Annotated in this window: 6 protein-coding genes; 2 read left to right on the top strand and 4 right to left on the bottom strand. The window is 71.9% G+C overall.

All coding sequences use genetic code 11. The features are described 5' to 3' along the window. Positions 1 to 486 (top strand): hypothetical protein (locus tag D7Y13_RS36730; protein ID WP_233602187.1); only part of this gene is annotated, 486 nt, incomplete at its 5' end. A 27-nt stretch (positions 487 to 513) separates the two neighbouring features. On the opposite strand, the gene D7Y13_RS36735 is transcribed toward D7Y13_RS36730, so the two are convergent. Then, entirely contained in the window at positions 514 to 1,299 is a 786-nt protein-coding gene (locus tag D7Y13_RS36735; protein WP_120534838.1) for a transglycosylase domain-containing protein, read from the bottom strand. Between the two features lie 56 nt (positions 1,300 to 1,355). On the opposite strand from D7Y13_RS36735, the gene D7Y13_RS36740 reads away from it, so the two are divergent. After that, positions 1,356 to 2,048 carry a ferredoxin reductase domain-containing protein gene (locus tag D7Y13_RS36740; protein WP_120534839.1) on the top strand — a complete coding sequence of 231 codons (693 nt, stop codon included), beginning with the start codon at positions 1,356 to 1,358 and terminating at the stop codon, positions 2,046 to 2,048. On the opposite strand, the gene D7Y13_RS36745 is transcribed toward D7Y13_RS36740, so the two are convergent. The 3 genes from D7Y13_RS36745 to D7Y13_RS36755 all read right to left on the bottom strand — a co-directional run. Further along, positions 2,042 to 3,724: a WD40 repeat domain-containing protein gene (locus D7Y13_RS36745; RefSeq protein ID WP_120585908.1), complete on the bottom strand. Its 1,683-nt coding sequence runs from the start codon at positions 3,722 to 3,724 to the stop codon at positions 2,042 to 2,044. The two genes, D7Y13_RS36740 and D7Y13_RS36745, sit on opposite strands and share 7 nt — an antisense overlap. After that, entirely contained in the window at positions 3,721 to 5,856 is a 2,136-nt protein-coding gene (locus D7Y13_RS36750; protein ID WP_233595985.1) for a penicillin-binding protein activator, read from the bottom strand. Before D7Y13_RS36750 ends, D7Y13_RS36745 begins: the two co-directional genes overlap by 4 nt. A 192-nt stretch (positions 5,857 to 6,048) precedes the next feature. Next, positions 6,049 to 6,263 (bottom strand): hypothetical protein (locus D7Y13_RS36755; protein WP_439329238.1); only part of this gene is annotated, 215 nt, incomplete at its 5' end.

Below are 6,263 nucleotides of genomic sequence, written 5' to 3' on the forward strand. Positions count from 1 at the left end.
CCCGTGAACGCCGCCCCCGGCCCTGCGCTCCTCGCGGTGGACCTGGGGCTTCGCTCCGGGCTCGCGCGCTTCGGCGCGGACGGGCGGCTGCGGTGGTACCGCTCGCAGAACTTCGGCACGCACGCGCGGCTCAAGCGCGCGGTGCCCGCCGTGCTCCTCGACGCGGCCCCCCTCGCCTGGCTCGTGCTGGAGGGCGGCGGCCCCATCGCCGACGTCTGGGAGCGCGAGGCCTCACGCCGCGCCCTGCCCGTGCTGCGCGTGGCCGCCGAGGACTGGCGCTCGCGCCTGCTCTACGCGCGTGAGCAGCGCAGCGGCCCCCAGGCGAAGGACGCCGCGGATGGACTCGCGCGGCGGGTCATCGACTGGTCCCACGCGCCCCGTCCCACGTCGCTGCGCCACGATGCCGCCGAGGCCATCCTCCTGGGCCTGTGGGCCGCGCTGGAGGTGGGCTGGCTGTCCCAGGTGCCCCCGGAGGTGCGGCGTTGAGGCACGCGCCCCCGGACACCGCGACGGCTACTTCACCGACAGGCACGCCACCGGCTGCGCGATGGCGTTGCGCGCGCGCTCCTCGCTCACCAGCGAGTACCCCGCCAGGTCCTGCAGCAGCAGGTCCCGGTTCTGCCGGATGAGGCTGGAGTTCTTGCACGTCTTCAGGTCGGAGTAGAAACCGTAGGGAGGCAGCGCCAGTTGCAGCTCCGCCAGCTCGGACAGCTGCAGCTCCGCCAGCTCGCGGCCGAAGAGCTTGCGCGCCGCGTCCTCCACGCCGATGACGCCGCGCTCGAAGCGCAGGATGGACAGCTCGTAGGCGATGAGCTGGTCCTTCTGGAAGAAGGCGTGCAGCCGGTGCGCCGCCACCGACAGCGGCAGGGTGCCCTCGATGCCCACCTCCCGCGCGATGCGCATCGCCAGCCGCCGCTCGCAGGCGCCGTCCCCGGGAGGCACCGTCCCGAACGTCACGCCCGCGAACAGGCGCCAGGCCCACGCGCGCCCGTCCTCGCGCGGCGTCTGGAAGTAGGTGGGGCAGTCCATCTGCCGGATGTAGAGCGCCACCAGGTCCTTGGGCATCCGCGAGAAGTCCGGCCGCGAGAAGGCCACCCGCGCGCGCTCGCTGCCGCCTCCGTCCATGCGGCCGACCATCACGCTCATGCGGTCGCCTTCGATGCGGTGACGCAGCTGGCTCTCGACGTCGAACTCGCTCTCCAGACGCGGCAGCTTGCTGGCCGTGTACAGGTACGTGAGCGGAATCACCACGCCGGCCAGGCCGACCAGGAACATGAACAGCCAGAAGACGGTCTTCACGCCCCCGACTCTACCCAGGGTGGGCACGTGACAGAAGGTCCGGTTAGAAAGGCCCCATGAGCGACTGGCACACCGCCACCGTCGGTGCCCGCGCCCCCGCGGCGGATGGCCTCACCGACCTGGTGCTCGACCTCCGGGGGACGGCCCTCATGGGCACCCATGCGCACCCCGGGCAGTACGTGCGCCTGCGCCTCCCTGGCCAGGCGCCGGGCATGTTCGCCATCGCCTCGCCGCCCGCCCCCGACGGCACGCACTGGGAGTTCCTCCTCAAGGACGATGGGGCCCTGCCCTCCGCCCTCCTGCGCCTGCCCATGGGCACGCCCGTGGAGGTGTCGCGCCCGGAAGGCCCCGGCTTCCCCATGGAGAAGGCGCGCGGCCATGACCTGCTGCTGTTCGCCAGCGGCTCCGGCATCTCCGCCATCCGCCCCGTCATCGCCAGCCTGCACCAGGAGCGCCGCGCGTACGGCCGGGTGACGCTGTACTTCGGCGCGCGCACGCCGGGCAGCTTCGCCTACGCACGGGAGCTGGAGCGGTGGCAGGCGGACGACGTGCGCGTGGTGCGCACCGTGAGCCAGCCCGGGGCCAGCGGCTGGCAGGGCCTCACCGGCTACGTGCAGGCCCACCTGGGCGAGGAGCCGCTGGAGAACGCCGTCGCCTTCGTGTGCGGACAGGCGGAGATGGTGCAGGACGTGATGGCCCAGCTGCGCCTGCGCGGCGTTCCGCAGAGCGCCGTGTTCCTCAACTACTGAGCCGGCGTCGCCTCCACCGCCGGGGGCGCCGCCACCGTCGCGCGCGCCTCCACGGCGGGGGACGCGTAGTGCACGCCCACCACCATCGCCGCCGGGTCGCTCTCCTGGTTGCCGGTCACCTTCTGCGGCGTCCACGCGGCCACGCCCACCTGGCGCCCGTCCGGAGCGAAGCGCACGCGGCGCACGGACCAGCCGAACTCCAGCGTGCCCCGGGGCAGCGGCTCCGCTTCGGTGAAGAGCTGCACGGTCTTGTCCCAACCGCCCGACGCCAGCGAACGGCCATCCGGAGAGATGGCGGCGGAGGACACCACGCCGTGGTGCACCTCCCACTTGCGCAGCACCTTGCCGGAGCCCGCGTCCACCAGCGCGCCCGCGTTCCACGGCCCCTGGGGGTCTTCCAGGCCCTTGCGCTCGCGCTCGTAGACCTTGCGGTTACGCTCCGCCTTCTCCTCGCTGAAGGCCACGCCCAGGCGCTGGCCGCGCGCATCCACGGTGACGTCGTTGACGTGCGCCGGGAAGGGGAAGTCCGCCTTCGGCGTCAGCCCCCGCGCCACCACCTCCGGCGTGCCTTCGGGCACGCCGCCCTTGAGCGTGAGCACCGCCTCCGCCGTCGTCTCGTCGAAGACCGTGTCCACGCGGTCGCTGAAGGCCGTGCCCAGCACGCCCTGGCTGCCCTGGGGCACGCACGCGTCACACACCGCGACGTCCACGCCCCTCAACACCAGCGCCTTGAAGCGCAGCGTCTGGGCCCGCGCCAGCCGCGCCACCGTGTTGCCCAGCGCGCCCGGCACGGTGACGGTGTCCTTCAGGAACGCCACGTCGATGCCAGACGCCGTCGCCGCCGCCGTGGTGAGCACCACGCCCGGCAGGCGCGAGTCCAATGCCAGCACCACCGGCGGACCCCCGTTGAGGCTGCCCTGCACCGCCGCGAAGCCGCCGCGCCGCTCGAAGTGCGTGCGCGCAACGTCCGGACGCAGCGACTGCTCCGGCGTGTCCGACGCGCGCACGTGGCCGTCCCAGCCACCCGAATACAGCGTCCCGTCCGGAGCGAACGCCAGCGCGCTCACCGGCCCCACGTGCAGCCGCGACTCCGCGCCGAAAGCCAGCCCCGGCACCGACAGCAGCGTCACCAGCCCCTGCGCGCTGCCCACCGCCAGCCACCGGCCATCCGGGTGGAAGGCCACCGACACCAGCGGCTCCTCGGTGGCGAGCGCGCCCTTCTGGGCGCCCGTCGCCGCGTCGAACAACTGCACCGCGCCGCTGCGGCTCACCGTGGCCACCAGCGCGCCATCCGGCGAGAAGCTCACGCCCTCCAGGTCGTACTGCTGCGCGTTGACCTCCGGATCCGCCAGCATCACCGGGGCCCGGGCGTCCGCGCCGTCCGGCTTCGCGGCGCCAGCGTCCAGGCTCCACACGGAGACGTGGTACGCCTTGTTGCCCAGGCGCGTGTACGCCACGCGCCCGCCCCGGGGCGCGAAGTCCAGCGCCCAGATGAAGTCCTTGCGGTTGAGGACGGCGGGCTTCGTGCCGAAGCCCTCCACGGGGCCCGTGAGGTAGCCGCCCGGCGTCGCCTCCAGCCGCGTCAGCGTGTCCGGCGAAAGCCCCACGCGGGCGTGCCCGCAGCCCGTCAGGCACAGGATGCCCGCGAGGACGAAGCCCCCAGCGCGCGCGCTCATGAACCCGAGCCGCGGACGGCGGCCTTCTCCTTGTCGACGTTGATCTCGTTGACGCCCTTGTTGTCCACCGACAGCAGGAACAGCTGCTTGTCGGCTTCACGCTTGTCATTGAACGAGGTGCGGCCGGTGGCGCCGTCGAAGTCCTTCAGGCCCGCCATGGCCTCGCGCATCGCCGCGCGCGTGTTGGGGCGCTGCTTGTCCAGCACCTGCCGCACCATGCGCGCCGAGTCGTAGCCGATGGCCTCCAGCAGGCCGGGGTCGCGCCCGCCTTCCTTGTAGGCCTCGCGGTAGGACTTCACGAACTTCTGCGTGGCCGGACGCTGCGAGTCCACGAAGAAGCCGTCCACGTACACCGAGCAGGTGACGAACTTGCCGCCGCGCTCCAAGAGCTCCGGCAGGCCCGAGCGGCCCTTGGGGCTGCTCCACTGGTTGGTGCCGAAGAGCGTGACGGTCTTCAGGTCCTTCTTGCCCGTCGTCTTGCGGATGCGCTCCAGGTCGCGCGGGTCGCACGCGTTGGTGACGATGTCCTCCACCGCGAGCGCGGGCGTCACCAGGCTCACCCGGCGCCAGTCGTCCGGGATGAAGAGGCCCTCGAAGTCGACGATGGGCTCCACGCCACTGCGCGCCTTCTCCATCGCCTTGCGGCGGCGGTACGCGTCCGTGATGTTCTCACCCTGCACGTCGCGCACGGCCTCCGCCCAGTCGCCGCGGTCCTCCAGGTAGTAGCGGCCCACCAGGCGCTTGGCCTCGCTGGTGAACGTGGTCTGGTCGTGCGTGTACGCCTCCGCGCCGCGCACCGCGCCGCCACGGGCGACGACTTCGTCCCAGAACTCGTTCGCCAGCTCAACGCCGTAGGGGATGTTCGGGTAGAGCACCGCGAACTTCTTGTAGCCCTTCACGTTCATCGCGTAGTCCGCGATGGCGCGCGCCTGCGCGGAGTTCGTCAGCATGTTGCGGAAGACGTACGGGCCAATGTCCGTGATGCCCTCCTGACGGCTCAGCGTCAAAAGCGGCACCTGGAGCTCCTCGGCCAGCAGCGCCGCGCGCTTGGTGTCGTCCACCAGCAGCGGCCCCAGCGCCGCGATGGCGCCGTCGTCGAACGCGAGCTGCTCCATCGCCTGGCCCGTCTTGTTGACGTCGCCCTGCGTGTCCTTCACCACCAGCTCCACGTCGCTGCCCTGGAGCGCCAGCTTCACGCCGCGCAGCACCGCCTCACCGATGGGCTGGTAGCGGCCCGTCATGGGCAGCAGCACCGCCACGGTGCGCGGACGCACCTCCACGCGGCGGGTGGCGCGCGCCAGGAGTTCCTTCGCCTGCGGCGCGAAGGAGCTGTCCGGAGCATCGCGCAGGAAGCGCTGGAGCGTCTCCTCCAGGCGGGTCCAGTCGCGCAGGTGGTAGTAGATGCGAGCCAGCTTGAACTGGAGCACCGGCCACGCGGGGTTGGAGGGCGACAGGCCCTCCTGCGTGCGCGCGATGTCGATGAAGTCCGCGCGGCCCTCCACCAGCTTCTCCACCTTCGCCACCGCGGCGGCCCGGTCCTCGGGTGTCTGCGCCTCGCCGGCTTCCTTCACCGCGGTGGTCAGCGCCTGCGAGTACAGGCCCGCGCCTTCCGCCGCGCGCGCCGCCTCCCGGAGGAGCTGTTCCTTCTTCTCGCCCTCCGCGCGCTCCGCGAGGCTGGTGAGGGTCTGGTACGCGTCGCGGTAGGCGCCCACCTCCATCGCGGAGAGGGCCAGCTTGTGCTTGGCGTCCTCGGCCTGGTCGTAGAGGGGGTTCTCGAAGATGAGCTCGTTGAAGGTCTTGCGCGCGTTGGCGTAGTCCTTCGCCTCGAAGAAGAGGACGCCCGCGTTGTAGAGCGCGTCCTGGCCGGCGGTGGTGGCCGGGTACGCCTTGCGCACGGACAGGTAGGCTTCCGCGGCCTTCTTCTTGTCCGGCTGGGCCTGGGCTTCCGCGCGGGCCTGCGCGAGCGCGGCGTTGGCGGTCGCGTCCTGCTTCACCTCCACGCGGGGGCGGCCGGTGGGCTCGCCGTCGGGCGTGTCCCGACCATCCGTTTGCGAGGGCGCCTTGGGACAGGCGGTCAACAACAGGGCCAGCGCGACGACGAGCGCGCGGCGCGATGCGGAGAGGACTTCCATGGCGGGGTGCATAGCAGCGCGGGTGAGGCTCCGTCGACACTTGAGCGGGGGGATGATTCCCCAGGAACGTCCGCTTCAGTGCACCCGCCATGCCCGTGCGCGTCACCGAGGGGGAATCCCGCGATTCCACCCCCATCCGTGGCCTCCGGACCGCACCTGGGCGCGGTCCGGAACGCACGCCTGCCAGACGACCTAAGTAGGTCGCCAGAAGTTCTCTAACAAATCGCGTAGCCAGAAGCCCTCGGCGAGGCAGCCCGCCTTGCGGAGGGCGTCCTGGGCCGAAAGGCCCAGCACCCAGCGGATGGCGGCGCCGACGTGCTGCTCGACCGTGGGGTACTGACGGTTGGCGGAAACGCGTTGCTTCAGGGGGCGCCACAGATGATCCATGCAGTTGAGTTCTGAGCGCT

The organism is Corallococcus praedator (assembly GCF_003612125.1).
GTDB lineage: Bacteria > Myxococcota > Myxococcia > Myxococcales > Myxococcaceae > Corallococcus > Corallococcus praedator.